21 protein-coding genes are annotated in these 22,301 nt (G+C 70.5%); 7 read left to right on the top strand and 14 right to left on the bottom strand.

The genetic code is table 11. From position 1 onward, the window contains the following. Positions 1-12: 12 nt before the first annotated feature. The gene (gene eno, locus CBM981_RS09600; RefSeq protein WP_087068225.1) at positions 13-1,305 is read left to right on the top strand and encodes a phosphopyruvate hydratase; all 1,293 of its coding nucleotides are present in this window, start codon (positions 13-15) and stop codon (positions 1,303-1,305) included. A gap of 33 nt (positions 1,306-1,338) precedes the next feature. On the opposite strand, the gene CBM981_RS09605 is transcribed toward eno, so the two are convergent. From CBM981_RS09605 to CBM981_RS09615, 3 genes are all read right to left on the bottom strand, one after another. Beyond that, entirely contained in the window at positions 1,339-3,030 is a 1,692-nt protein-coding gene (locus CBM981_RS09605) for an AarF/ABC1/UbiB kinase family protein (RefSeq protein ID WP_087068226.1), read from the bottom strand. Next, on the bottom strand, positions 3,027-3,344 hold the full coding sequence (locus CBM981_RS09610; RefSeq protein ID WP_087068227.1) for a hypothetical protein: 318 nt from the start codon (positions 3,342-3,344) through the stop codon (positions 3,027-3,029). Before CBM981_RS09610 ends, CBM981_RS09605 begins: the two co-directional genes overlap by 4 nt. A 62-nt stretch (positions 3,345-3,406) precedes the next feature. After that, a complete protein-coding gene (locus CBM981_RS09615; protein WP_087068228.1) occupies positions 3,407-3,901 on the bottom strand; it encodes a hypothetical protein in 495 nt (164 codons plus the stop codon). A 61-nt stretch (positions 3,902-3,962) separates the two neighbouring features. Here CBM981_RS09615 and CBM981_RS15630 point away from each other — a divergent pair, with 61 nt between their 5' ends. After that, positions 3,963-4,136: a hypothetical protein gene (locus CBM981_RS15630; RefSeq protein ID WP_172820862.1), complete on the top strand. Its 174-nt coding sequence runs from the start codon at positions 3,963-3,965 to the stop codon at positions 4,134-4,136. Positions 4,137-4,166: 30 nt separating this feature from the next. Here CBM981_RS15630 and CBM981_RS15330 read toward each other — a convergent pair whose 3' ends face one another. The 4 genes from CBM981_RS15330 to argJ all read right to left on the bottom strand — a co-directional run bounded on the left by CBM981_RS15330 (position 4,167) and on the right by argJ (position 8,088). Next, the gene (locus tag CBM981_RS15330; protein WP_172820863.1) at positions 4,167-4,313 is read right to left on the bottom strand and encodes a hypothetical protein; all 147 of its coding nucleotides are present in this window, start codon (positions 4,311-4,313) and stop codon (positions 4,167-4,169) included. A 114-nt stretch (positions 4,314-4,427) separates the two neighbouring features. Next, positions 4,428-5,183, bottom strand: a complete 756-nt coding sequence (locus CBM981_RS09620) for a hypothetical protein (RefSeq protein WP_087068229.1) — start codon at positions 5,181-5,183, stop codon at positions 4,428-4,430. After that, on the bottom strand, positions 5,180-6,364 hold the full coding sequence (locus CBM981_RS09625; protein WP_087069326.1) for a GSCFA domain-containing protein: 1,185 nt from the start codon (positions 6,362-6,364) through the stop codon (positions 5,180-5,182). Before CBM981_RS09625 ends, CBM981_RS09620 begins: the two co-directional genes overlap by 4 nt. A gap of 485 nt (positions 6,365-6,849) precedes the next feature. Further along, on the bottom strand, positions 6,850-8,088 hold the full coding sequence (argJ, locus tag CBM981_RS09630) for a bifunctional glutamate N-acetyltransferase/amino-acid acetyltransferase ArgJ (protein WP_087068230.1): 1,239 nt from the start codon (positions 8,086-8,088) through the stop codon (positions 6,850-6,852). A 521-nt stretch (positions 8,089-8,609) separates the two neighbouring features. On the opposite strand from argJ, the gene CBM981_RS09635 reads away from it, so the two are divergent. From CBM981_RS09635 to CBM981_RS09650, 4 genes are all read left to right on the top strand, one after another. Beyond that, a complete protein-coding gene (locus CBM981_RS09635) occupies positions 8,610-9,080 on the top strand; it encodes a hypothetical protein (RefSeq protein ID WP_087068231.1) in 471 nt (156 codons plus the stop codon). Between the two features lie 71 nt (positions 9,081-9,151). Further along, positions 9,152-10,612 carry a dephospho-CoA kinase gene (coaE, locus tag CBM981_RS16205; protein WP_087068232.1) on the top strand — a complete coding sequence of 487 codons (1,461 nt, stop codon included), beginning with the start codon at positions 9,152-9,154 and terminating at the stop codon, positions 10,610-10,612. A gap of 36 nt (positions 10,613-10,648) precedes the next feature. Further along, positions 10,649-11,788: a serine hydrolase gene (locus CBM981_RS09645; protein WP_087068233.1), complete on the top strand. Its 1,140-nt coding sequence runs from the start codon at positions 10,649-10,651 to the stop codon at positions 11,786-11,788. Between the two features lie 119 nt (positions 11,789-11,907). Beyond that, on the top strand, positions 11,908-12,828 hold the full coding sequence (locus tag CBM981_RS09650) for a hypothetical protein (protein WP_172820864.1): 921 nt from the start codon (positions 11,908-11,910) through the stop codon (positions 12,826-12,828). A gap of 7 nt (positions 12,829-12,835) precedes the next feature. Here CBM981_RS09650 and gatB read toward each other — a convergent pair whose 3' ends face one another. Both gatB and CBM981_RS09660 read right to left on the bottom strand, forming a co-directional pair. After that, the gene (gene gatB, locus CBM981_RS09655) at positions 12,836-14,374 is read right to left on the bottom strand and encodes an Asp-tRNA(Asn)/Glu-tRNA(Gln) amidotransferase subunit GatB (RefSeq protein ID WP_225867330.1); all 1,539 of its coding nucleotides are present in this window, start codon (positions 14,372-14,374) and stop codon (positions 12,836-12,838) included. A gap of 58 nt (positions 14,375-14,432) precedes the next feature. Continuing rightward, entirely contained in the window at positions 14,433-15,266 is an 834-nt protein-coding gene (locus CBM981_RS09660; protein WP_197686649.1) for an iron dicitrate transport regulator FecR, read from the bottom strand. Positions 15,267-15,433: 167 nt separating this feature from the next. On the opposite strand from CBM981_RS09660, the gene CBM981_RS09665 reads away from it, so the two are divergent. Next, positions 15,434-16,516, top strand: coding sequence for an FAD-dependent oxidoreductase (locus tag CBM981_RS09665; protein ID WP_087069328.1), 1,083 nt, complete (start codon positions 15,434-15,436; stop codon positions 16,514-16,516). Here the strand turns inward: CBM981_RS09665 and CBM981_RS09670 are convergent. Genes CBM981_RS09670 through ndk form a run of 5 tightly spaced genes read right to left on the bottom strand, consistent with a single transcriptional unit; the run spans position 16,488 to position 22,292 of the window. Continuing rightward, a complete protein-coding gene (locus CBM981_RS09670) occupies positions 16,488-18,377 on the bottom strand; it encodes an adenylate/guanylate cyclase domain-containing protein (protein ID WP_087068235.1) in 1,890 nt (629 codons plus the stop codon). The two genes, CBM981_RS09665 and CBM981_RS09670, sit on opposite strands and share 29 nt — an antisense overlap. Before the next feature lie 13 nt (positions 18,378-18,390). After that, positions 18,391-19,170: a FecR domain-containing protein gene (locus CBM981_RS09675; RefSeq protein ID WP_087069329.1), complete on the bottom strand. Its 780-nt coding sequence runs from the start codon at positions 19,168-19,170 to the stop codon at positions 18,391-18,393. Between the two features lie 31 nt (positions 19,171-19,201). Further along, the gene (locus CBM981_RS09680; RefSeq protein WP_225867332.1) at positions 19,202-21,082 is read right to left on the bottom strand and encodes an adenylate/guanylate cyclase domain-containing protein; all 1,881 of its coding nucleotides are present in this window, start codon (positions 21,080-21,082) and stop codon (positions 19,202-19,204) included. Then, positions 21,075-21,803 (bottom strand): FecR family protein, encoded by a 729-nt coding sequence (locus CBM981_RS09685; RefSeq protein ID WP_087068236.1) that lies wholly within the window; start codon positions 21,801-21,803, stop codon positions 21,075-21,077. Before CBM981_RS09685 ends, CBM981_RS09680 begins: the two co-directional genes overlap by 8 nt. 30 nt (positions 21,804-21,833) lie before the next feature. Further along, complete coding sequence (gene ndk, locus CBM981_RS09690; RefSeq protein WP_087069331.1) at positions 21,834-22,292, bottom strand: nucleoside-diphosphate kinase; 459 nt, start codon at positions 22,290-22,292, stop codon at positions 21,834-21,836. Positions 22,293-22,301: the final 9 nt, after the last annotated feature.

A 22,301-nucleotide genomic window follows, 5' to 3' on the forward strand; every position in this document is an offset into this window, starting at 1 on the left:
GGGCCAGCACCCGTGATCGACTCCCTCGACTATTCGATCGAAACCGTGGTGGCACGGGAGGTGCTCGATTCACGCGGCACTCCCACCGTGGAGGCCGAGGTGTTCCTGGAAGGCGGCGCGAGCGGCCGGGCGATCGTGCCGAGCGGGGCCAGCACCGGCGCCCACGAGGCCCATGAGCTGCGGGATGGCGGCAGCCGCTACATGGGCAAGGGCGTGCTGCAGGCGGTGGCCAACATCGAGGAGAAGATCGCGCCAGCCCTCTGCGGGATCAGCGCCCTCGAGCAGGTGGCCGTGGACAGCGCCATGCTCGAGCTGGACGGCTCCGACAACAAGAGCGCCCTGGGCGCCAACGCCATCCTGGCGGTGAGCCTGGCCACGGCCCGGGCGGCGGCCAACGCCGTGGGCCTGCCGCTCTACCGCTACCTGGGTGGCCCGATGGCCTGCCTGCTGCCCGTGCCGCTGATGAACGTGATCAACGGCGGCGCCCATGCCGCCAACAGCCTGGATTTCCAGGAGTTCATGCTCGTGCCCCACGGCGCCAACAGCTTCCGGGAGGCGCTGCGCATGGGCACGGAGGTGTTCCACACCCTCAAGGGCCTGTTGAAGGACAAGGGGCTGAGCACGGCCGTGGGTGACGAGGGGGGCTTCGCCCCTGATCTGGGCAACGTGGCCGCCGGAGAGCTGCTGGTGCAGGCGATCGAGCAGGCGGGCTACCGGCCGGCCGATCAGATCTCGCTGGCCCTGGATGTGGCCAGCACCGAGTTCTACAGCGATGGCCGCTACGCCTTCGACGGCGGCCGCTACACCAGCGCCGAGATGGTCGACCAGCTGGCCCAGCTGGTGAACCGCTTCCCGATCGTGTCGATCGAGGATGGGGTGGCCGAGGACGACTGGGAGGGCTGGGCCCTGCTCACCGAGAAGCTCGGCAGCACGGTGCAGCTGGTGGGCGACGACCTGTTCGTGACCAACACCCAGCGTCTGCAGCGGGGCATCGATCTGGGGGTGGCCAACTCGATCCTGATCAAGGTGAACCAGATCGGCACCCTCACCGAAACCCTGCAGGCGATCGATCTGGCGGGCCGGGCCGGCTACACCAGCGTGATCAGCCACCGCAGTGGCGAAACCGAAGACACCACCATCGCCGATCTGGCCGTGGCCACCCGGGCCGGCCAGATCAAGACCGGCTCCCTCAGCCGCAGCGAACGGGTGGCGAAGTACAACCAGCTGCTGCGCATCGAGGACGACCTGGGCAGCCAGGCCGCCTATGCCGGCGCCGAGGACCGGGGTCCCCGGGGCAAGGCCTGACGGCCTGCCTCCCGGCGCAGGTGCAGACCCCGCTCAGGGCCCTGCCGCCGGATCCGCGATGGGCGAGGGGGCGGAGGCGGGAGCTGAGGCGATGCCGGGGATCTGATCCAGGCGGCCGTCGCGCGCCAGGCGGGCCTGCAGCCTGAGCCAGCCCAGACCCACCGGCAGCCCCGCCACCAGGGGCACGGCCACCAGGCCAGGCTGGCGGCTGCTGGCCAGCACGGCGGCCGCCACCGCCAGACCGGCCAGCAGCATGGCCTGGCCCGCCGATTGCTGCGCCAGGGCAAGACGCCGCAGCAGGCGGTCGGTTTCACCGGCACGGATCTGCACCTGCAGGTCGCCCTGCTCGATGCGGGCCAGGTTCTCATCGAGGCGGCGGGGAATACCGAGGGCCCGGCTGCCCACCTCGGCGGCCTGGCGGGAGAGTTCGCCGAACAGATCGCCGCCGTTGCCGCTGGAGGTCATCAGGGGGAGCAGGTAGGGGCGGGCAATGGCCACCAGGCTAAAGCCGGGATCGAGACTGCGGCCCACCCCCTCGAAGGTGGAGAGGGCCCGCATCACGAAGATCAGCTCAGGCGGCACCCGGAAGGGCTGGCCGTACACCAGGTCGTAGAGATCACCGGAGAGCTTCTCCAGCACGTTGGCGGAAAAGGGGGGCGTGAGGGCGTCGTTGAGCATCACCCGCACCAGGCGCCGCACCGGGCCGGGGTCCACCTCGGCGGCGATCACTCCGGCCGCCTGCAGCTCCACCACCAGGGCGGAGGCATCCCGGCCGGCGGCAGCCCGCACCATGCGCCCCAGCCTCGAGCGCAGGCGGCTCGAAAGCTGGCCCATCATGCCGAAGTCGTAGTAGATGAGGGCGCCATTGGGGGCGACGGCCAGGTTGCCCGGGTGGGGGTCGGCGTGGAAGAAGCCGAACCGCACCAGTTGCTGCAGGTAGCTGGCCGCGCCCTTCTCGGCCACGGCGGCGGGCACCACACCGGCGGCCAGCAGGGCCTGGCGGTCGGTGATCTTGATGCCAGGCACGTAGTCGAGGCAGAGCACGCGGCGGGAGCTCAGTTCCCACACCACCGCGGGAATGCGGATGCCGGGGTCGTCGAGGAACTGCTGGCGGAAGCGGGCGGCGTGCTCGGCCTCCAGCCGGAAATCCAGCTCACGCAGCAGCACGCGGCGGCACTCCTGGGCGATGCCCACCCAGTCGCGGCCCCGGCCCCAGCGGGGATGGCGCTGCACCACCCGGGCCACCTGCTGCAGCACCTCCAGATCGAGGCGGAACAGCTTCTCCAGGCCGGGACGCTGCACCTTGAGCACCACCTGGCGGCCGCTGCGCAGGCTGGCGCGGTGCACCTGGGCCAGGCTGGCGGAGCCGAGCGGGCTCTCCTCCAGGTCGATGATCTCGGCGCAGCGCTCGCCCAGTTCCTGCTCCAGCAGGGCCTGCACCACGCTGAAGGGGAAGGCGGGCACCTGGTCCTGCAGGGCGGCGAGCTCCTCCACCAGCTCGGCAGGGAGCACGTCCGGCCGGGCGGAGAGCAGCTGGCCGAGCTTGATGAAGGCCGAGCCGAGGGCCAGAAATTCCTCGGTGAGCCAGCGGGCGCGGCGGCGGGCCCGCCGGCTGCGCCGTTCGGGCGTGGGTCCACCGGGATAGCTCCAGCGCTGACCATCCCACCAGAGGCCTGTGGCCAGACGCAGGGCCAGCCACCAGATGCGCAAAGGGCGCCGGATCACGGCCGACGATCCAGACGGCGGCTCAGCTGCGCGACCTGGGCCCGGAGCGCATCGATCTGATCCTGCACGGCGCCGGGGCCCGTCGGGGCGGAGCTGCTCCGGGCTGTCGCCCCACCGCCATCGCCCCCACCCCGCTCCAGCCGGTCGGCCTCCAGCTCCACCTCATCCCAGAAGAGCTGCAGCTCCTGCCGCAGCCGCTCCGGAGCGTCCTGCACCACCAGCGCCAGGCTGGCGGCGGCATCCACCAGGCCGCTGCCGAGCCGGGCCCCCAATCGCGCCAGGGTGGCCTGCATCAGGAGCTGGGGCGCCGGCATGGGCGGTGGTCTGCTGGGGAAACTGTGCCAGATGGGGCCCGCGGCTGCGGCCCGGCCGCCCGTCAGGGAGAAGGCGGCGGCAGGGCGGGTGCGGGCGGTTCGGTGGCGGCGGGCTCGGGGGGTTCGGACGGCTCGGCGCCGGAATCGGGCCCAGGCTGGGGCTGGAACGCGGAGGCCTCGGATTCCCGGTCGCGGCGCTCCTCCTCGGCCCGCTGCTCGGCCTGCCGCCGCTGTTCGGCCTCAGCCTGCTTGCGTTCCTCCTCCCTGCGCTCCTGCTGCCGCTGCTTGGCCTGACGTTCCAGTTCGAGCACCTCCAGATCGCCGCGGATCTCCTGGGTGTCGTTGCCGAAGCGCAGGCGCAGGCTCTCGAGGCTGGTGCCGGGGAACTCCCGTACGTCGAAGCCCTGGCGCAACTGCACCAGCCCCGGCAGCTGCAGGGCCAGCAACCGCTGGGTGACGCCGTAGCCCAGCCCGAAGCAGAAGCCGGCCAGCAGGGGGCCGCGCCAGCGGTTGCGGGGCCGGGCCTGCACGGCACGGGTGGGGCTGGAGGAGGCCATGGCGGCAAGAGTAGGGCCGCTCGCCGCGGTTGACTTGGGGCGATCGCCGTTCACCCACTCCATGCCCCTGCTGCCGCGCTGGCGCTACATGACCGACGAGGCGAAGGCCCTCACCCGGCGCACCGCCGTTTCCGCCGGCGTGCTGCTGCTGGTGCTGCTGGTGTTCCGCTCCCTCGTTCCCTGGGTGCTGCTGGCGGTGGTGCTGTACTGGCTCTGGCAGGCAGCCCGACGCTGACGCCGGGCTCCGCCCCCCAGCCCGCACCACTCAGGCCCGGCCGCTCCTCCAGCGCCGCTCGAGAGCCTCCCGGAAGCGTTGCAGCGCGGCGGGGCCATCGCGGCGCCGACCCTGCCACCAACGCGCCAGCTGCCACCCCTTCCAGCCCACCGCCAGCCCGAACAGGAGGCCAGGCAACACGGGGTGGGTCATAGCTGCCAGACCGGTGACCGTGCCTCGGCACGAGCCCAAGACCAGCCAGCACGGCGGCGGAAACATGCTGTGTGAATCCCAACCGGTGGAATCCCAGCATCACAGCAGAGAGGACGTTCTGATTCTGCTCTCCCAGTAGGCAGCATTGCCATGCACCTGAAGAACCTCCTCAAGAAGATACTCAGGCGCAGTGGTGCCGTCCTCCACTTCCAGCTGCTTGAGGGGGTAATTCACCTCAACGCTTCTCAGGCCCAGTTGCCCCACTTCCAGCTCAAAGACAGCCGCGTAAGCGCGCTTGAAGCCCTGCAGGCAGTTGGCCTCGAGATAACCCTCGGAACAGAGCTGTCTTCTGAAGAAGTCCGCCGATGGCGTGGGCGAGAGAAAAACGATCACCGTGTTGAATCGGTTGAAGTACTCCGTTGTAAACCCATGCCGATGGAGAAGGTTATGACGGACTGATGGGGCGTAGACAGCCTGGAACAGACCCATCGAAACCGGGGGGATCGACGCGAGACCTCCAGCCTGGGCGACCGCAGCCTGGCGAGGCCCGGGCAGGCACACCCAGAGCGGAGGCAGAGAACCCTGCCTTTCATACACCGAGAAGTGACTGAAGTTGCCATTGCCGACGAGCACCAAGGCCGACTGCTCCGGCGGCTTCAACTCGACGGAGAGCATCTCCCCGTCAAACTCCAAGGATGCAGACCTTGCAGTACCGCAAACGATTTCCTTGATATTTTTGACATTCGGAGTGGGAAGAAAAGTGAGGTCGGATGTATTGCCCAGCCCCATTCTCTCCACTGCCTCCATGAAGCCGATCAGATGGGAGTCGCCCCAGACTGTGTAGCTCAAGCTCATTGCCGGGGTGCAAACGCATCCAGAATCATCTCGTCGCAGGCCAGACCCGAAGCCTCCCCATCGGATTGCCTGCCCTGGGCATCCGCGCGTGCATCCGCCCGTCGCCTTGCCAGCCCCATACCGCCAGGAGAACCGCCAGAGGAATCGCCAGGACCGGCCGAACAACCACGGCCTGCATGCTGGGAGAATGCATGCTGGGAGAAGAAGTGCTCCATCACAACATCCACCGCGCTCTCTCGCACTGATCTCAGATTTTCCGCGAACGCAGATGAACAGAGTTTCGGGTTCGTCACTATTTCATAAGAGGGGAAGTAGTCAATGTGAGCTTGGTTGTCAGCCAATTGACCCGCCACAGACCTGAGGATCGCCTTGGAATAACTGCTCGAGACAAGCACGTGATGTCCACTGGCACTGGCCGTGAGCGGAACCGGTGAAACGGTGAGCATCACCTTGAAGGGCCGCCCCTGCCTGAGACTCCTGAGAAGAACCTGAAACTTGTTGAAATCTCCGATGACATCCGGAAATTGAGAATTCCTGAAGGCATGGATTTCAGGATCATACTTGCCTGCAAAAGTGCCTGGGGCCATGGGATACACCGTGCCAGACTCTCGATGCTCCCAAGACTCGGTGAGACCAAGCGTGAAGACGATCAGATCAAGCTCCTGGAACAGCTTTTTTACAGCTGCAATATGATAACGGCGATGTTCAACAACTTCCTCAGGAGAATCAAGGCCTTCAGGCTCAACGCCAGGCCTGAGGGCATCGAAGTAGCGACCATTCCTCTCCCACACATAGTCCTGAGGAGCACGATCACCTGCCACCTCCTCGGCCAGCTGCAGCAGCTGCCTCACCGTATAGATGTTCCCATAGCGTGCACTGAACAAGGAGAATCCGTACTTCTGATGCAGGCTCGTGGGCAGGCCGGAAGGTGCGGGCTCCACATCCAGAACATGGAGGCCTTCGCCCGCCAGTCGGCGGGTGATGTGCTGAGCAAAGCAGGACCCAGCCGTGGCGATCCTTGTCTGCGGAGAAAGATCGAACTTTTTCCTGTAGATCCCCTGGATGGCATGGGGATCCCCATGGGATACGCCTGACTTCCAAAAAGCACTCGGGGGAAGATCCGCGTAGGGATGAACACCCATGCCAGAGAGTGGTTCTAAAAATACTCTCAGCCTAACCATCAGCGGCAACCATCAACCGCAGCCATCAACACCTTGGGGTGCGCTGATGGTCACCCACGCCACCGGCATGCTGAGGGGGGTGGCGCCTCAGGACAGTGAGCTTGCCTTCTGGCACCGCCTCGACTGCTGATGCTGGCGGAATGCCCACTGGTTGCCCCTGACCACCATCCCGCAACGTTCGCAGGTCGTCGTGGGTGCCGCTTTGGTCCAGCTTGCCGGTCGCTCGCCCACCAGTTCCCGCCGGGATGGGTCAATGCCCCGTCCCTGCTGGTAGCGGGTCAGTGCAGGGGCCGTGGTGATGAACCCCGTCTCCAGACAGCGGAAGAGGAGGGACTGACCCCGAAGGTTGCGGCTGTTGTAGGCGGTCGCGGCAGGCATGGGCAGCTCGGTCGCAATCGCTATCCATGGTGGCACTTCCTTGGGCCACACCATGGGTGGTGCTCTGAAGGGGGGAGGAACCGCCTGGGCCAGGGTCGTGTCTGGGCCTAGGTCGTGTAGTCGGCGTTGATGCGCACGTACTGGTCGGAGAGATCGCAGCCCCAGGCCAGGCCGGTGCCCGGGCCCTCGCCCACCACCAGGCGGATCTGCACGGTGTCATCGCTGAGGTAGGCGCCGGCGGCCCGAGCGCGCAGGTAGGCGGACGCCGCCGGGCGGTCAAAGGCCAACGGCTGGCCGGCGGCCATCAACTGGTGCTCCCCCAGCCAGAGGGCCAAGGCGTCGGGATCCATCGGCACACCGGCACGGCCGGCGGCGGCCACGATCCGGCCCCAGTTGGGGTCGCGGCCGTGCACAGCGCACTTCACCAGCGACGAGCCGCAGATGGTGCGGGCGATGGCGCGGGCATCGGCCTCCGTGGCGGCACCCGCCACCTGCACCTCGATCAGGCAGGTGGCACCCTCACCATCGCGGGCGATCGCCCTGGCCAGGTGCTGCGACACCGCCGTGAGGCCGGCCTCCAGCGCGTCCAGGTGCTCGGGGCTCAGGGGCTCGCCGGCGGCAAAGGCCAGGAGCGTGTCGTTGGTGCTGGTGTCGCCGTCCACCGTGATCGCATTGAAGGAGCGATCCACCGCCCGCTTCACCATCCCTCGCCACACCTCCGCCGGCATGCCGGCATCGCAGCTCAGGTAGCCGAGCATCGTGGCCATGGCCGGATGGATCATCCCTGAACCCTTGGCCATGCCGCCAAGGCGCACCCGCCGGCCGCCCAGGTCGGCCTCCAGGGCGATCTCCTTGGCCACCAGATCGGTGGTGAGGATGGCCGCCGCCGCGCTGCCCCCCCCCTCCGGGCTGAGGGCCTCCACCAGCGGATCGAGGCCCGCCAGCAGGGTGTCCATCGGGATCGGCACACCGATCACGCCGGTGGAGCAGATCAGCACCTGCTCCGCCTCCAGGCCGAGCCGGGCCGCCAGGGCCTCGGTGGCCCGCAGGCTGTCGATCCGGCCGCGATCCCCGGTGCAGGCATTGGCCTGGCCGGAATTGGTGACCACGGCGCGGGCATGGCCGCCCGAGGCCTCCAGCCGCTCGGCGCAGAGGTTCACGCAGGCAGCCCGCACCCGCGAGGTGGTGAAGGTGCCGGCGCACACGGCCCCCTGCGGAGCCAGCAGCAGGGAGAGGTCGGGATTGCCCGAGGGCTTGAGGCCGGCCGTGATCCCGGCCGCCAGGAAGCCCGCGGGGGCGGTGAGGCCGCCGGGGATCGGGTGCCAGGACGGGATGGAAGACGGCATTGGGGCAGGGGAAGGGAAGCAGACAGGCCTGGATCAGCACAGCAAGGCGCCGACAGCTAGCCCTTGCAAAAACCTAGCCCCTTGCAAGACAAGAACAGGCGACCTTATGACCGAAGAAACTTTAACAGAAACGGCAGCAATTTGATCCCGTCTTAAAATAACACCTGGCACCAGAGCGGATCACACTGTCCGGGGATGCTTCCAAGCCGTCCGGGGATGTTTCCAAGCTGTCCGGGGATGCTTCTCATCGACAATTCCACCGGGAAGGCGATATAACCCGGAATGCCATGCACGAAACCTGGCGATTCAGCCGCTTTACCTGTCATCCAATGGCAACAAGTGCAAGCGACGGGCTGCCCGTTCCAGGAAGAGACGTCTCCCATGGGCGGCGGCAAATAAGGTGGCCCCAGCTGCAGGAGTTCTGGTTCGGATCGTGAAGGTTTCCCTTGCAGTACCCAGTGCTTGGCCAGCCGGCCAGAGCATGGACGTACAGCGAACGGCACCAGTCCCGGAGCTGCCAGATGAAACTCCAAGCCCTGCTCTCCTTCCTGATCCTGGCGGTCACCGCCATCTTCGCCGCGTTGAACTGGAAGGCATTCACCACCCCCTCGGATCTCTCCCTGGGGGTTACTTCCATGAACCTGCCGCTGGGGGTGGTGATGCTGGTGTTGCTTGTGGTGGTCACAGGGCTGTTCCTGCTGTTCGTGGTGGTGCTGCAGACCTCCGCCCTGCTGGAAACCCGGCGTCACCTGGCCGAACTGCGCGACTACCGCGACCTGGCCGACCAGGCCGAGGCCTCCCGTTTCACCGCGTTGCAGACGGTGATGCTGGAGGAACTCAGCAAACAGGCCAGCCTGACCAGCGAGGCCTCGAGCGCACCCTCGCCCGGCTGGACCAGCTGGAGGCGCACCTTGGCGGATCGGGCGACACTGGCTCGACGCCAGCAGCCTGAATGGAGAGTCCGGCCACCGGGACGCCCGAGGGGGCGGTGAGGCCGCCGGGGATCGGGTGCCAGGGAGGGGGCACGGCGGCAGGATGACTCTCACCGTCCTGCCCAGGTGCCATGGAGCCGGCCGATGCCGAGGCGAATGCCGTGTGCCGGAGACTGGCCGGTGAGCTCTTCCCCTGGGACATCACCCGCGCCCTGGAGCTGGCCCTGCTCAAGACGTTTTGCCTGCCCTCGATCTCGGGCCTGCTGGAGCGCACCGGCGAATTCACCACGCGGCCCCGCAAGCGCTACGACGACACCGGCCTGATGGTGGCCGAACTGCTGCGCTGGGGGCCCGCCAGCGCCGCGGGGCAGGCCGTGATCAGGCGGATGAACCGCATCCACGGCGCCTACGCGATCGGCAACCGTGATTTCCTCTACGTGCTCTCCACCTTCGTGGCCGAACCGATCCGCTGGCTGCAACGCTACGGCTGGCGGCCACTCAGCGCCCACGAGCAGACCTGCCTCTACCGCTTCTGGCGCCAGGTGGGGGAAGCGATGGGGATCACCGCCATTCCCGCCGGTCTGGAGGAGCTGCTGGCCTTCAACCGGCGCGTGGAGGCCGAGGCCTTCCGTGCCGCGGACTCCAACCAGCGGGTGGCCGACGCCACGCTGGCGATGCTGCTGGCCGACTGGCCGGCCCCGCTGCGGCCGCCCCTGCGGCGGGTGCTGCTGGCGCTGGTGGGTGCCGAGGTGTGCGGCAGCCTCGGCTGGAGCTGCAGCCCCGGCTGGTTGCAGCAGCTGGTGCTGCTGGCCCTGCGGCTGCGCAGCCGGCTGGCGCGCCGCTGGCCGCGCCGGCCCGGTTCCACGCGCTTCTATTCCGAACGCCCCACCCCGAGCTACGGCGAGGAGTTCGCACTGGAGCAGCTGGGTCCACCGGCGATGCTGCCCCGCCTGAACCAGCCCCGCTGGCAGGGGAGCCAGCGGCGCATCGGCCTCACCGGCGGCATCGCCAGCGGCAAGAGCACCGCCGGCCGCTGGCTGAGCGAGCGGGCCGGCCTGCCGGTGCTCGATGCCGACCTGTTCGCCCGCGAGGCCCTGGCGCCGGGATCGGCCGGGGAGGCGGCGGTGCGGGAGCGCTACGGAGACGCGGTGCCCTGGGATGCCCATGGCCTGGACCGGGCCGCCCTGGGGCGCCTGGTGTTCAGCAATCCGGCGGAGCGCACCTGGCTGGAGCAACTGGTGCATCCCCTGGTACGGCAGCGGTTCGAGGAGGAACTGGCCCGGCTGGCAGACGCCCCGGTGGTGGCGCTGATGATCCCGCTGCTGTTCGAGGCCGGCCTGCAGAGCCTCTGCAGCGAGGTGTGGCTGATCGACTGCGAGGAGAGCCAGCAGCGGCAGCGACTGATGGCCCGCAACGGGCTCAGCGAGGCGGAGGCCCGCGCCCGCATCGCCGCCCAGTGGCCCCTGGCGCGCAAACGGCCCCTGGCCGATGTGGTGCTCGACAACCGGGGCGGGGTGGAGGCTCTGGAGGCTGGCCTGGCCCGGTCCCTGGCGCTGGGAGGGTCCGGCGACAGGGCCGCCCCCACCTCCTAGCGTCAGGGCAACGCCTGCGGCAGATGTTCCAGGGCCATGCGTTCCATCCCCACCGCCCTGCCCGTGAACGGCCGCCTCAGCTGGCCGCTGCGCTCGATCACCAAGTCGTTCACCGTCACGCTGCTGCTGAAGCTGGCCGATGCGGGGCGGCTGCATCTCGACGATCCGGTGTCCCGCTACGTGCAGGGGGTGCCCAACGGCGATGCGGTGACCCTGCGCGATCTGGCCGCCATGACCAGCGGCCTGCCGGATTACACCACGCCGGAATTCATCGCGGCCTTTGAGGCGGATCCGCGGCGGATCTTCACGGCGCGGGAGCTGCTGACCTACGCCTGGAGCCAGCCCCTGCAGGGCCCGCCGGGCGAGCAGGCGGTGTACACCAACGTGAACACCGTGCTGCTGGGGCAGGTGATCCGGGCGGTGACCGGACGCAGCTTCGAGCACAGCCTGCGCCGTCAGGTGCTCCGGCCGCTGGGATTGCGGCACACCCTGGTGACTCCCAACGAGCGCCGCTGGCCCAGGCCCCGCCCGGTGGGCTACCAGCGCGAAGATGGGCGTCTCACCCCCCAGCCCGGCAACCTCTCGATCTTCCGCGCCGCCGGCGAGATGGTGGCCACCCTGCCGGACCTGCGCCGCTGGGCCGGCCTGCTCGGCCGGGGCCTCCTCCTCAGCCGCAGCACGGCCCGGGAGCGGCGCACGGCCGCCCAGCCCCTGCTGCGCGGCCCCGAGTACGACAGCTACGGTCTGGGCCTGGGCAGCCTCGAGGGCTGGTGGGGGCACACCGGTGAGGGGCTGGGGTTCACGGCGCTGGTGATGTACGAGCCCCGCTCCCGGGCACGGGCGGCCATCGTGGCGAACATCTCCAACCTGCCCGGCGTTCACGCCCCCACCCTGCTGTTTCGCAGGATTGCCCGCCGGCTCGAGGAGGGCGGCATCACCGCTGCGACGGGCGGCCCCGCCGCCGCCCCCTTGCCGGCGGCGGCCCTCGACAGCACTGCGCAGCGGCTGGCCCGGCGTTGGCAGATCCCGGGACTGGCGGCCGGAGTGTGGCTGCCTGGTGGCCGTCGCTGGCGGTACCTGGGCGGCGAGGCGGTGCTGGCCGGCGGCGGCTCCGGCGAGAACCGCCAGCGGGCCGGCAACGCCCTGCCCTGGGTCGCCCTCCCACCACCGCTCTGAAACGGCGCGCAGAACCCTGCGGCAGGCCGGCACTGACGAATCGGTGACGGCTCCATAGCCTGAAGACTCTCCCCCACGCGCGCATGGACCCGGAATCCAGCCCAGCGCAGGGAGGGCGCTTGCCGCTGACCCACGTCCTGCGAGGCGTCTGGAGTGGCTGCTGCGGGCAGCTCCGGCGGATCTGGACGCGCAGACCTGTGCTGTGGCTGGAGGTTGAAGGGCCGGAAGGTCGCCACACCACCCTCACGTTCTGCGGCCATCTCGCCTTCAGTGGCGCGCTGATCGTTGCCAGCGGGATGTTCTATGGGGCCGTGTTCGTCACGGTGTCGGAGATCTCCAACCGCTGGAGAATCTGCCTGCCCCAGCCCCAGACGGAGGCAGAGGCCACGGCTCAGAGCCAGGAGCTGCAGGCCCGCATCGGCAACATGCGCAAGCGCATCGGCAGCCTCAGCAATGCGGGGGTCAGCATGGCCGTCACCCCGGGGCAGACCGAGCGCTTGCTGCAGCAGGTGCAGCAGCTGGATCGGGGGCAGCGGCTGGCCTGCACCGTGGGAGTGTTCTTCTTCTCCCATCGCTACGCAGCCCTGTCGCTGAGCACAGCGGCCGGGATCGCCGCGCTCGGCTCCCTTGCCCTGATCAGCAAGCAGGGCTGGGCGAAATCGAACAACCTCGTGATCAATCTCGGCATCACGTCGGCTCTCACCCTCTACACGGCCTGGACGTTCAGCCAGCTCTACGGCCAGGCCGCCAACTACGAGAACTACAGCAGGAAATATGTGCTCGCCCACGACCTGATCACCACGATCGACAGCGCCATCGCCAATGGCTCCGCCGTGATCACCACCAACCAGGAACCGAACACCCTCAACCTGGCCAGCAAGCCCGACATGGCCAAGCTGATCAGCCACGTGGATGAGGGGCTGAAGATCATCAACAGACCCGAGTTCAGCGGCGACTCCACCTTCGCCGAGGATTCGTTCGAAAAAATCGGCGGCATCCTCAAACCTGGCGCCCCGCAGGATTCCGCCGCGGAACCGTGAGCGCCGCTCAGCCCTTGAGCTTCTCGGCCAGGATCCGGTTGGCGAGCTTGGGATCGGCCTTGCCGCCGGTCTGCTTCATCAGCTGACCCACGAAGAAGCCCTGCAGTTTGGTCTTGCCGCCGCGGAACGCCTCCACTTCATCGGGATGGGCCGCCAGCAGCTCCTCCACGATGGCGGTGAGCGCCGCCGGGTCGCTGATCATGCCCAGCCCGCGCTCGGCCACGATCGCCCTGGCGGAGCCGCCCTGCTCCAGCAGTTCCGGCAGCAGCTCCTTGGCGATCTTGCCGCTGATCGTGCCGTTCTCGATCAGCTGGATCATCTCGGCCAGCTGCTCGGGCCGCAGGGGCAGATCGGCGTAGGAGAGCCGGTTGGCATTCACGTGGGCGGCGATGTCGCCGGTGATCCAGTTGGCGGTGGCCTTGGCGTCGGCGCCCGCCGCCACCACCGCCTCGAAGTACTCGGCCATGGGGCGTTCATCGGTGAGCACCCGGGCGTCGTAGATGCTCAGGCCCAGCTGGTCGGCATAGCGGTGGCGCTTGGCGGCGGGCAGCTCCGGCAGTTCGGCGCGCCAGGCCTCCCGCTGCTCGGGCGTGACCTCGATCGGACCGAGATCGGGGTCGGGGAAATAGCGGTAGTCGCTGCTGCCTTCCTTGGAGCGCATGCTCTTGGTGAGCTGCTTGCTCTCATCCCAGAGGCGCGTTTCCTGCACCACGGGCTCCCCGGCCTCGTAGGCCTTGATCTGCCGCTGGATCTCGTAATCGCAGGCCTTCTGGATGGCCGAGAAGGAGTTCATGTTCTTGATCTCCACCTTCGTGCCGAAGGGGGCCTCGGGCCCGCGGCGCACGGAGATGTTCACATCGCAGCGCAGGGATCCCTCCTGCATGTTGCCGTCACTCACACCCAGATAGCGCATGATCCGCCGGATCTCGGAGGCGTACTCCGCCGCCTCCCGGCCGGTGCGCAGATCCGGCTTGCTCACGATCTCGGCCAGGGCCACGCCGGCGCGGTTGTAGTCCACCAGCGAGTGGGTGGAGCCGGCCAGGCGGTCGCTGCCGGCGTGCACGAGCTTGCCGGCGTCCTCCTCCATGTGCAGCCGCTCGATGCCGATGCGCTTGAGATAGGTGTCCTTGCCCTTCTCCGCCACCTCCACCTCGATCCAGCCGTCTTCGGCGATCGGTTCGTCGTACTGGGAGATCTGGTAGTTCTTCGGCAGGTCGGGATAGAAGTACTGCTTGCGGTCGAACTTGCTGTGCTCGGCGATGTGCAGATTGAGGGCCATGGCGGCCTTCACCGCATACTCCAGCACCTTCTGATTGAGCACCGGCAGGGTGCCGGGCAGGCCGCACACCACCGGGTCGATGTGGGTGTTGGGGTCGTCGCCGAACGCGGTGGAGGCACTGGTGAAGATCTTGCTGGCGGTGCCGAGCTGCACGTGGGTTTCCAGGCCGATCACCGCCTCCCAGGCCGGGGCAGCGGCTCCGGCAGCGGCGGCGGGGCGCTCCTGCGGGGCGGTCGGGGGGACTGCTGTGGGGGCGGTGCCTGCCATCGCGTTGTTCCAGCGCCAGTGCGTGGGCCGATCCTATGGAACCCCCGCAGGGCCCGGCTCAGCGGCTGTTGGGGGAGGCGTCCCGGAGTTCCGGACGGTTCCCCCCGGGCCGGGGTCCATCGCCGTCTCCACGGCCCCCATCGCCGAACCCGAAGCCGAACCCGAAGGAGAACGGCAGCCGCCCGCCGCCTGCCCGGGGCGCCGGGCGGGGCAGGCGCACGCCCGGCACGTTGGCGTTGAGGTGGTCCTCCAGGGCGCCCTGGTCGGGGAGCCGCGGCTCGAAGCCGCGGAACAGCGGACCCTCCAGGATCGCCTGGTAGTCCTGCGGGGTGAGGGCGATCACGGTGGTGAGGTCCAGGGCCTGCAGCAACCGCAGCCGCTGGCCGCTCTCCAGCAGCAGCGGGGCCTGGCCGGTGGGTTCCCCATCGCGCAGCCGCACCAGCTCCAGGCGCCCCTCCAGGGAGGTGACCGCCGTGTCGCCGTTCTCGAAGGCCTCCAGGATGTAGTTGGTGCCGCGCACACTCACCCGCATGGAGCGGGTGCAGCCGTTCTGGCGTCCCGACACCAGCAGCTGGCCCTGATCCAGCAGCAGACAGCCGCGGCCCAGCCTCAGGCGCGACTGGCGGTTGATGCGGGCGCCGGCGCCGGTGTGGAAGCGAAGCTGGGCCCGGGTGTCGCGGGTGCTGAGGGTCTCGGGCTCGTGGGCCACATCCTTCACCCGGGCCCGGCGCTGCTCGATGTACAGCTCGGGCCGGTCGAGGATCTGCAGCACGGTGGCCTGCACCGCGCCCCCGCTGCTGCCCTGGGCGAGGGTGCTGGCCGGCACCGCCCGGGCCGGCGCCAGCGCCAGGGGCAGCAGCAGGAGCAGGGCGCGGATCCCCCGGTTGAGCACGGTCCCCAGCCCCCCTGCCTGGCCTCCCCACTCTGCAGCGATCCCGCTGCTTTGGCCCGCCGCCGGCGCAGGGGGATTGGCAGGATGCCTGCGGCCTGCCGTCCCCCGCCGTGAGCGCCAGCGCGAATCCAGCGAGCGCCGACACCCTGATCCTGGGGGGAGGGCTGATGGGACTCTCCATTGCCCACCACCTCGCCCGCCGGGGGATGGGGGTGCGGGTGCTCAGCCGCCGCCGGCAGGAGGCCGCCGGCTTCGTGGCGGCCGGCATGCTGGCCCCCCACGCCGAAGGGCTCCGCGGGCCCCTGCTCAGCCTCGGCCAGCACTCCCTGGCGCGGATCCCCGCCTGGGTGGCCGCGATCGAGGCCGATTCCGGGCTCGGCTGCGGGCTGCGGCGCTGCGGCATCGTGGTGCCCTTCGCCACGGCCGAGGCCAGCGACGCCTACCCCACCGCCCGCTGGGGGCAGCCGCTCGACCGCCAGGGCCTCGAGCGGGAGGTGCCGGGCATCGGCAAGTCCTGGCAGGCCGGCCTGCTCTTCCCCCAGGACGGCCAGATCGACAACCGCCGGCGCCTGATGCGGGCCCTGGAGCGGGCCTGCGTGGAGCGGGGGGTGCAGTTCGAGGAGGGGGCCGAGGTGCTGGAGCTGGGCGCCGACGACCACGGCACCCTGGCGGCGGTGCGCTGGCGCGGGGCCGACGGCCGCACCCAGGAGCTGCCCTGCGATCGGGCCGTGCTGTGCGGCGGCGCCTGGAGCAGCCAGCTGCTGCCCCAGCTGCCGATCACCCCCGTGAAGGGGCAGATGCTGTCGCTGCAGGGACCCCGCCACGCTCTGGGGCGGGTGATCTTCGGGCCCGGAACGTACCTGGTGCCCCGCAAGGACGGCCTGGTGGTGGTGGGGGCCACCTCCGAACCGGAGGCCGGCTTCAGGCCCGGCCTCACGCCCGCTGGCCAGCGCCAGCTGGAGGAGGGCCTCACCGCCCTGCTGCCGGCGGCCGGCGGCTGGCCGTCGATGGAGCGCTGGTGGGGCTTCCGCCCCTGCACACCGGACGAGGGCCCGCTGCTGGGACCGGGCCCCATGGCCGGCCTCTGGCTGGCGGCGGGCCACCACCGCAACGGGGTGCTGCTGGCCGCCATCACCGCTGAGCTGGTGGGGGATTCCCTGCTCGGGCAGCGCCTGCCAGCGGAGGATCAACACCTGCTGGAGGCGTTCCGCTGGGACCGTTTCAACCTGCCGGCAGGGCCCGGAGCGTGAACACCGGCAGCTCCCCCATGCCCTTCACCGGCAGCTCCCCCAGCGGCTGCACCGGCAGCTCCCCGTCCACGAGCTCGGCGGTGGCGGCGTCGAAGAGGAGGGGCGTCCCTGCTGTGCGGGTGAGCCCCTCCATCCGGCTGGCCAGGTTGACCTTGTCGCCGATCACGGTGAACTCCATGCGGCGGGGGCTGCCGATCTGGCCCACGATCACCTCCCCGGAAGCCAGGCCCGTGCAGTTGTCGAGCGGCTCCAGGCCCTCGGCCTGCCAGGCGCTGTTCAGCCGGCTCAGGGCCCGCCGCATCTCGGCGGCACAGCGCACCGCGGCCACCGCCTCCGCCCGGGGCCCCCGGCCCAGCGGGGAGCCGAACACCGCCATCACCGCATCGCCGATGAACTTGTCCACGGTGCCGCCATGGGCGGTGATCACCTCCACCATCTCGCCGAGGTAGCGGTTGAGCTGGCGCACATGCAGCTCGATCTCACCACTGCCGCTGCGGCTGTTGGTGAGCTGGGTGAAGCCCTTGAGGTCGGTGAAGAGCACGGTGACGGGCAGGAGCCGGCCGCGCAGGATGCCCTCCGCCGCCGCCGGATCGGAGAGGATCTCCGCCACCACACTGGGGGCCACGTAGCGCTCGAAGGTGCGGCGCAGGCGCCGCCGCTCACGCTCCTCCGCCAGGTAGGCATCGCCGCCGTAGAGCGCCCCCAGCAGCACCAGCGCCGTGGCGGGCACCAGCAGGGGCACCCAGGTGTTGAGGCGGTCGAAGGCCAGCCAGGCGCCGGCCAGCTGCAGGGCCAGCACCAGCGCCACCAGCCCGAGCCGCCAGCCCAGGCCCGCGCGCAGCAGGGCCAGGACGGCCACCAGCAGCACCGGCGTCAGGGCCAGCAGACCGCGGGGCAGCGGCTGGACCGGCCAGGTCTGCAGGCCATCACCCAGCAGCGAATTGGCGGTGGCGGTCGCCAGCATCTCCAGCCCGGAGAGGGTGCCGAAGGGCGTCACCGTGCCTGCCCCCCCCTGGGCGCCCACCGGCCCGATCAGCACCACCGCATCCCGGATCAGGCTGCGCCTGGGGTGGTTGCGCCAGCGCTCCGGATCGAGCACTTCCCAGGCGGGCAGCCGCTCGAAGGAGGCCTCCGGGCCGTAGAAGTTCAGCTGGCGCCGGGCATCGGCCTGCCGGCTCACCCGGCCGGAACGCTCCAGAGCCACCTGGGAGAGGGCTGGCTGGGGCTTGGCGCCAGCCAGCGCCAGGATCCGCTCGCTGTAGGTCTGGGGGTGGCTGTGGGCCTCACCCTGGCCGCCCGGCAGGGTGTTGGTGATGCCAAGACCGCCGGGGCCGGCCGCCTCGCGCAGCAGATCGGCGGGCGGGGCCAGGCTCAGGCCCGTGAAGCTGGTGTCGCGGATCTCCATGACCTCCGCGGCGAGGGCCACGCGGCCCCGCTGGCGACCGATGGCCGCCGCCAGTGCGGCATCGTCGGCCGGGCCCTGGCTGCTGGGGCCCTCGAAGACCACGTTGATGGCCACCGCCCCAGGACTGGCCTCCCCCAGCCGGTCGAGCAGATCGCCGTAGCGGGCCCGGGGCCAGGGGAGGGTGCTGAGCCCCTCGGCCCAGGCGGGAATCGGTTCCGCGTCCTGGGACTGGTCGGCGAACCAGGCCCCTTGCTGGAGGGTGGAATCGTCGATCGCCACCAGCACCACCGACTGGGGCACCGGCCGCCGGCCGCGCAGCCGCACCAGCTGATCCTCCAGGCCCCGTTCGAGAACGCGCAGCTGCTGCGGCGGCCGGGCCCCCAGCCCGCCCACTGTCAGGGCCAGACCACCGGAGGCCAGAGCCAGGGCCACGGTGCGGCGCAGGGAGGAAGCCATCACAGAAGCCGACTCAGAAGAACCGCGGGAAACTCAGGCCAGGGATCGGGAGCGAGGGGGTGACCGGCAGGCTCGGCAGGTTCACCCCGGGCACGTAGCGGCGCACGTAGCTCTCCAGCGAACCGAAAGCCGGCAGGGGGGTGCTGAAGCCCTCGAACAGTGACCCGCCGAAGATGGCGTTGTAATCGCCCGCATTGAGGCGCAGCAGGGTCAGCACCACACCGGCGGGCGACAGGGTGACGCGCTGGCCGGCCTCCACGCGCGTGCTCGGGGCAGGGGCACCGTCCTGCGGGGGTTCACCGTCCTGCACGGCTTCACCATCCCGCAGCGGTTCCACCTCCACCGCGCCCTCCAGCACGGAGAGTTCGGCCTGCCCGTCCTCCCTGACCTCGAGGATGTAGTTGGTGCCGCGCACGCTCATCCGCGCCGAGCGGGTGCAGCCGCTCTGGGGACCGGAGACGAGGATCTGGCCTTGACGGAGCAGGAAACAGCCGCTGCCCAGTCGGAGCTGGGAGAAGCGGTTCACCCGGCCGGCCGCCCCGGTGTCGAAGCGGATCTGCCCCCGGCTCTTGCGGGTGCTGATCTCCTGCGGCGCCGCGGCCCGCTGCTTCACCCTGGCCTCCCGGCCGTCGACGTAGAACTCCCGGCCATCGAGGATCTCCTGCACCGTGGCGGCCTCTCTCGCCGCAGCGGGGGTGGGCGGCAGCACGGCAAGCGGCACCAGCACCAGGGGCCACCAGACCCGCCGCAGGGGCTGCCGCAGGGGGGGCTGCCGCGGGGGGTGGGAGCGCATCGGATCACGGAGAGCCTGCATCGCCGCATTCTCACCCCGGTTCCACGGGAGGCACCGCCAACGCATGCACCTCCAGCGGGGTGGGCCACCCCTTCAGCTGGTGCCGACCAAGGGGGAGGGTGCGCACCTCCGCCGGCAGCAGGTCCCGCAGGGCGGCACTGAGCAGGATGGGGTGATCGGGGAAGCGGCGGGTGAGGCCCTGCAGCCGGCTGGCCACATTCACAGCCGCTCCCACCACCGTGAACTCCAGCCGCTGGGGGGAGCCGAGGTTGCCGGCGATCACCTCCCCCACGTGCAGCCCGATGCCCTGCTGCAGCAGCGGCAGCCCCTGGCTGGCGAGCTCCCGGTTGAGAGCCCCCAGCCGCTCCTGCATGGCCAGCGCCGCCCGCACGGCCGCCATCGCCTCTGCGCGCTCCCCGCGGCTGCGGGGCACGCCGAACTCCGCCATCAGGGCATCACCGATGAACTTGTCCAGCAGACCGTTCTGCTCGATCACGGCGGCGGCGATCGCCGCGAAGTAGCGGTTGAGCAACGCGAACAGTTCGCCTGGGGCCAGGCGGGCGCTGAGCGCGGTGAAGCCCACCAGGTCGGTGAACAGCACCACGCAGGTGCAGCGGCGCCCTCCCAGCTCGGTGCCGAGCGGCCCGGGATCCCGCAGGATGTCGCGGAGCAGGGCTGGTGAGATCCGCCGGGCCAGCACCTGATGCAGGTAGGCCCGCTCCCGGCGTTCGTGCCAGGCCTGGCCGCTGGCCCGCAGGCCCCCCGCCAGCAGCGGCATCGCCAGCAGCGCCGAGAGAGGGAGCCAGAGCTGCAGCAGCCCCCAGGCCAGCCCGGCCAGGAGCAGGCCGCCCGCCCCTAGCGCCAGCCCCCGGGCGACGCTGCCCAGGGCCAGGGGGGAGCCCCGCAACACGCCCCACACGCCCAGCCCCCACCCCAGCAGCACCAGCGCCGCCAGCGGATCCTCCAGGGGCGCCAGGGCGCTGCCCCGCGCCACGCTGGCCAGGGCCTCGGCCTGCACCTGCGTGCCACTGAGCGGGCCGAAGGGGGTTTCCATCTGGTCGCCGAGGGAGGGGGCCGTGACGCCGATCAGCACGGTGCGCCCCCGCCAGTAGGAGGCGGGAAGATCCGGCAGCCGCCAGGCGGGCACCAGGGGCACGCGGGCCGAGGGAGCGCGGAAGTCGATGTAGCGCGGCAGACGGGGCGGCGGCGGGGAGCTGGGCAGGAGCCGGTCCGCCAGGGGGAGGGGCGAGGGCGGCGCGAAACCGGCCAGGTGGCCCTGCAGCCAGGCCGCCCCGGGGATCGCTTCGGTGAAGCCCTGGGGGCTCTGGAGCAGGGCGGTGAGGCCGGGGGGCGGGGCGGCCGCGGTGCTGAGCAGCGGCAGGGGGCGCCGCAGCTGCAGCAGCTCCAGTCCCTCCTGCTGCCGCTGGGCGAAGGCCGCCGCCAGCACCACGCGCTGCCGCCAGGGCCGCAGCCGCTCCGCGAAGGCGCGGTCGTCGGCGGCACCGAAGCGGCTGGGTTGGCTCAGCACCACGTTGAACAGCACCCGCTCGGCCCCCCGCTCCAGCACCCAGGCCGCCAGCTCGGCCTGCAGGGCCCGGCGCCAGGGCCAGGCCCCCATGGCACTGAGCAGGGGCGAAGCCTGGCGTTGCTCCCGCGTCAGCAGCTGATCCAGCTCCAGGGACTCGGCATCGATGCCGAGCAGCACCAGATCGGCCGCGCCGCCCGGGACCGCCCGGTCGGCGCCCAGGCCGGCGCGGATCCGAAACCCGGCCCCCCGCAGCTGGGCGTCGGCGGCCGCCAACGCCCGCCCGGGGAACCCCTGCCGCAGCGGGCCGGGCAGGGCGACCAGCACAGGCAGGAGCAGCCCCAGGATCCAGGGCTGGCGCCAGCGCGGCGGACGGATCTCAGCCACCACCCGGTTGCGGCGCCGCCCCCAGGCTCTCCAGCTCCCTGTCGATCACCGGCAGCGTGGGCATCGGGGCCGAAAAACCGTTCAGCAGGGGGCTGGAGCGGCGGCGCTGCAGCGCCTCGGCACGCCCCAGGCGGCGCGGGCTCAGCCAGGCGCCGTTCTGGTAGGTGAGCTGCTCGCCGCTGCGCAGCACGACCTCCTGACCTCCCCCCGCCTGCGCGCTCCCTGCCGGGGAGGAATCCGTGCTGACCCGCACCCGGCCCTCCCAGCTGAACACCAGCACGCGCTCGGCATCCACCTCCAGGAACACGGTGGTGCCCTCGATCGAAGCGGTGCCCACCCGGGTGCGCACCCGCAGCGGCTCACCGCCCTGGCGGCCGGGATTGATCCAGGCGATCAGCTGGCCGCGTTCCAGATCGAGCGCCGAGGGTGTGAGCCGGACCACCGCATCCCCGCCGAGCCGGAAGCTGCGGCCATTCGGCAGGTCCACCTGCATCCGTCCGGGGCGCTGGGTGCGCAGCAGGGAGCTCCCCGGCAGCCGCTGGCCCACCCTGGCGGACCGTTCCTGATCGCCGGGCGGCCGCACGAAGGCCGGCCGGGAGGGCACATCCGCCACCGTCGGCAACGGGCGGGAGGCCTGCACCCTCGCGGCCGGGCCGATCAGGAGCGCGGTGACCGCGGCCAGCAGAGTGCCGCGCACAGGCAGCGGACGGAGGGCCGGCATGGGGGAGGGGCGGGCCCCCAGCGTGGCGATTCAGCCCTCGCTGCGCCAGCTCTGATCGGAGGGGGTCCAGTCGCTCAGCTCGGAGGGCTGGAACCAGAGGCCGATCTCGAAGTCGGCGGTTTCGGGGGCATCGGAGCCGTGGATCACGTTGCGGCCGATGTTGATGGCCAGATCCCCGCGGATCGTGCCGGGCTCGGCCTCGAGGGGCTTGGTGGCGCCGATGAGCTTGCGGGCACTGGCGATCACGCCATCGCCCTCCCACACCATCGCCACCACGGGACCCGACGTGATGAACTCGACCAGGCCGGCGAAGAAGGGGCGCTCGCGGTGCACGCCGTAGTGCTGTTCAGCCAGCTCACGGCTGGGGGTGAGCTGCTTGAGGCCCACCAGCTTGAAGCCCTTGCGCTCGAAACGCCCCAGGATCTCACCCACCAGGCCCCGCTGGACGCCATCGGGCTTGATGGCGATGAAGGTGCGTTCGGCGGCCATGAACTCGAT

It is taken from the genome of Cyanobium sp. NIES-981, assembly GCF_900088535.1.
Classification (GTDB): domain Bacteria; phylum Cyanobacteriota; class Cyanobacteriia; order PCC-6307; family Cyanobiaceae; genus NIES-981.

Coding starts and splice junctions, on each gene's coding strand:
- CBM981_RS09610 (WP_087068227.1), bottom strand. CDS start 3,344: ATGCCGGCGCCCCAGCTCCTGATGCAGGCCACCCTGGCGCGATTGGGG.
- CBM981_RS09620 (WP_087068229.1), bottom strand. CDS start 5,183: ATGAGCTTGAGCTACACAGTCTGGGGCGACTCCCATCTGATCGGCTTC.
- ndk (WP_087069331.1), bottom strand. CDS start 22,292: ATGGCCGCCGAACGCACCTTCATCGCCATCAAGCCCGATGGCGTCCAG.
- CBM981_RS09645 (WP_087068233.1), top strand. CDS start 10,649: ATGCGTTCCATCCCCACCGCCCTGCCCGTGAACGGCCGCCTCAGCTGG.
- coaE (WP_087068232.1), top strand. CDS start 9,152: ATGGAGCCGGCCGATGCCGAGGCGAATGCCGTGTGCCGGAGACTGGCC.
- CBM981_RS09665 (WP_087069328.1), top strand. CDS start 15,434: ATGGGACTCTCCATTGCCCACCACCTCGCCCGCCGGGGGATGGGGGTG.
- CBM981_RS09675 (WP_087069329.1), bottom strand. CDS start 19,170: ATGCGCTCCCACCCCCCGCGGCAGCCCCCCCTGCGGCAGCCCCTGCGG.
- CBM981_RS09635 (WP_087068231.1), top strand. CDS start 8,610: ATGAAACTCCAAGCCCTGCTCTCCTTCCTGATCCTGGCGGTCACCGCC.
- CBM981_RS09625 (WP_087069326.1), bottom strand. CDS start 6,364: ATGGTTAGGCTGAGAGTATTTTTAGAACCACTCTCTGGCATGGGTGTT.
- gatB (WP_225867330.1), bottom strand. CDS start 14,374: ATGGCAGGCACCGCCCCCACAGCAGTCCCCCCGACCGCCCCGCAGGAG.
- argJ (WP_087068230.1), bottom strand. CDS start 8,088: ATGCCGTCTTCCATCCCGTCCTGGCACCCGATCCCCGGCGGCCTCACC.
- CBM981_RS09615 (WP_087068228.1), bottom strand. CDS start 3,901: ATGGCCTCCTCCAGCCCCACCCGTGCCGTGCAGGCCCGGCCCCGCAAC.
- CBM981_RS09670 (WP_087068235.1), bottom strand. CDS start 18,377: ATGGCTTCCTCCCTGCGCCGCACCGTGGCCCTGGCTCTGGCCTCCGGT.
- CBM981_RS15630 (WP_172820862.1), top strand. CDS start 3,963: ATGCCCCTGCTGCCGCGCTGGCGCTACATGACCGACGAGGCGAAGGCC.
- CBM981_RS09685 (WP_087068236.1), bottom strand. CDS start 21,803: ATGCCGGCCCTCCGTCCGCTGCCTGTGCGCGGCACTCTGCTGGCCGCG.